Below are 2648 nucleotides of genomic sequence, written 5' to 3' on the forward strand. Positions count from 1 at the left end.
GAATTAAGCTCCTGCTCGTAGCCCCCCGCGGCGAGCAGACGGGGGACCTGGGTCTGGCGGTAATTTCCCTCCGCACCAATCCGGGTCCCCCACCATTCACCCCTTGACCCTCACCCCCCTGTGCCCCATTTAACGCTCGTGTTCATAGGGCAGCGTTGATGGCGATCCCTCGCTTTGCCACGGTCGAAGAAGTCATTGCGAAGACGAAACCGGTCGAACCGGTCTATGCCCTTCGTCCCGCCAAGTTCAAAGCTGCGGCACAACGCTTCCTCGATGGTTTTCCCGGCGATCCGATGTATGCGGTGAAAGCCAATCCGGCGCCGCAAGTGCTCGATCACGTCTGGGCCGCCGGCATCCGCCATTTCGACACCGCTTCGCTCGGCGAAGTGAAGATGATCAAGACACGTTTTCCGGAAGCGACCTGCCACTTCATGGCGCCGGTGCGCCTGCCCGGCCACGCCAGGGGTGCGTTCGAAGAATTCGGCGTCACCGATTATGTCATCGATTCCGATTTCGAACTCGACAAGCTGCTCGGCGAAATCGCCGATCCCTCGCGCATCCGCATCTTCGTGCGGCTGGCGGCGGCGCTGGGCGGGGCGCTGCTCGAACTCTCCTCCAAATTCGGCACCAATCCCGAGGAAGGCGCGCGCCTCCTGAAGCGCGTGGTGATGAGCGGCGCCAAACCGGCAATCACCTTCCATGTCGGCAGCCAGTGCCTGTCGCCGTTCTCCTATGCCCAGGCGGTGGAAATCGTGCGGCGCACGCTCGACCGCTCCGGCGTCGTCATTTCCGGGCTCGACATCGGCGGCGGTTTTCCGGCCCCCTACATCAACAACGATGTGCCGCCGTATCTCTGGTATTTCGACACCATCCGCGAATCGATCGACACCCTGGAAATCCCCGGGCTGCCGCTGCTGTGCGAGCCGGGGCGGGCACTGGTGGCAGAGGGCCTGTCGGTCATCACCCAGGTGGTGTCGCGCAAAAACGACCGGCTGTTCCTCAACGACGGCACCTATGGCTCATTCGACGAACTGACCCTGCCCGGCTTCGATGCCGACTATCCCAATCGCGTCTTCACCCTCGACGCCAAAGGCCGGGTGCTGCCGCTGCCGGGCACGCCCAAGCCGTTCCGCGTCTACGGGCCGACCTGCGACACCCTCGACGTGCTGCCGCGGCCGCAAATGCTTCCCGACGGCATCGCACCCGGCGACTTCGTCGTGTTCGACGCCATGGGCGCCTATACCGTGGCGGTGCGCACCACCTTCAACGGCTTCTATCCCGATACTTGGGTGGAAATCGCCGATTAGGCCGCCAGGAGCCAGATCGCGATCAGGGCGGTGCCGAGGCCGGCGGTTTTGCGCAGCGTCAGCGGCTCGTGCAGCACCAGCACGCCGAGCAGGGCGCCGCCGGCGATGAACAGGCCGTAGATCGGCACCACCAGCGAGGCCGGTCCGCTCGCCAGAGCCCGGAAGAACGAGCTCACCGCCACCGCCAGCGCCAGGCCCGCCGCCAACGACCAGCCGAGCGCGACGCGGTTGAAGCTGGCGGTCGCCAGATCGCCACGGACCAGCACGATCGCCAGCGTCGCCGCCAGCACCACCACGCTCGCCACCGCCAGCACGGCATAGCCGCTGAGCCCGGCGCGCACCGCCAGCTTCACGAACAAGCTGGTGCAGGAATAGCCGGTCATGCCGATCAGGGCCCAGACCACATACGGTTGCATCAGGGGTTGCATGCGCACGTCCTCGGGGTTTAACTTGCACTTTGCAAGTAATCTCGCGAGCCGTCAAACCTGCGCGCCCCCCGCTCCCCTTGTCCGGTGGCCCGGACCCTCGACCTCGTCGGCGACCGCTGGTCGCTGCTGGTGATCCGCGATCTCGCCACCGGGCGGCAGCACTTCGACGCCATGATGGCCTCGCCCGAAGCCATCGCCCCCAACATCCTTGCCCAGCGGCTGCGGCAGCTCTGCCGCGACGGGGTGATCGCGGTCCGCCCCGATCCGGCCGATCGCCGCCGCCAAATCTATCGGCTGACCGCCAAGGGCGAAAAATTCGCCGATCTCGTGCGCCTGATCGCCGGCTGGGGCCTCGACAGCTTACCGGGCTGCCGCGATCCGCGCGGGCTGGCCGGCGAGCGAGTCTGCCGCACAGCTTCCCCAACAAATTCTTAACGCCCCTGCTATACTGTGACCCGGGTAAGGGGGTGTGGATGCGCGCGAAAGAGCGGCTGGCCCAGCTGGTGGGCTTGGCGGCGGAGCGGCGGTGGTCGCCGCTGGCACGCGAGCTATGCGATCTCGTTCTCTATTGGCCGTCCGATTGGCCCGAGGCAATGCGGCCGCCGGTGCTGGCGCTGTTCGAATCCGCCTTGCGCGAAGCCGACGACGACACCCAGGCCGTGCTCGCCGGGCGCCTGGCGGGCCGCCGCGATATTGCCCTCAAGCTGATGAATTTGCTCTACCTCGCCGCGCCGGCGCCGCTGCGCCGCGAAATCCTGATGCGCAACGAGATCGAAGGCATCACGCCGCTGCCGACGGTGCGCGATGAAGCCGCCGTGCTCGCCGCCGCCCGCAATCGGGCATGCGATTTCTCCGGCACCCTGGCGCGCCTTGGCGAGCTGCCGCGCCGCCTCATCATCACCGTGCTCGGCGA

4 protein-coding genes are annotated in these 2648 nt (G+C 66.7%); 3 read left to right on the forward strand and 1 reads right to left on the reverse strand.

Going from position 1 to position 2648, the window contains the following annotated elements; all coding sequences use genetic code 11:
- Positions 1–158 precede the first annotated feature (158 nt).
- The gene (locus AC1P6P_RS20100; RefSeq protein WP_481404227.1) at positions 159–1307 is read left to right on the forward strand and encodes a type III PLP-dependent enzyme domain-containing protein; all 1149 of its coding nucleotides are present in this window, start codon (positions 159–161) and stop codon (positions 1305–1307) included.
- Here the strand turns inward: AC1P6P_RS20100 and AC1P6P_RS20105 are convergent.
- On the reverse strand, positions 1304–1735 hold the full coding sequence (locus AC1P6P_RS20105; protein ID WP_481404228.1) for an EamA family transporter: 432 nt from the start codon (positions 1733–1735) through the stop codon (positions 1304–1306). The two genes, AC1P6P_RS20100 and AC1P6P_RS20105, sit on opposite strands and share 4 nt — an antisense overlap.
- A gap of 84 nt (positions 1736–1819) precedes the next feature.
- Here AC1P6P_RS20105 and AC1P6P_RS20110 point away from each other — a divergent pair, with 84 nt between their 5' ends.
- Complete coding sequence (locus AC1P6P_RS20110) at positions 1820–2170, forward strand: winged helix-turn-helix transcriptional regulator (RefSeq protein WP_481404229.1); 351 nt, start codon at positions 1820–1822, stop codon at positions 2168–2170.
- Between the two features lie 38 nt (positions 2171–2208).
- Positions 2209–2648: hypothetical protein (locus tag AC1P6P_RS20115; protein ID WP_481404230.1), on the forward strand; the 440-nt coding region annotated here is incomplete at its 3' end.

This window comes from Rhizomicrobium sp. (assembly GCF_056722145.1).

Coding starts and splice junctions, on each gene's coding strand:
- AC1P6P_RS20100 (WP_481404227.1), top strand. CDS start 159: ATGGCGATCCCTCGCTTTGCCACGGTCGAAGAAGTCATTGCGAAGACG.
- AC1P6P_RS20105 (WP_481404228.1), bottom strand. CDS start 1,735: ATGCAACCCCTGATGCAACCGTATGTGGTCTGGGCCCTGATCGGCATG.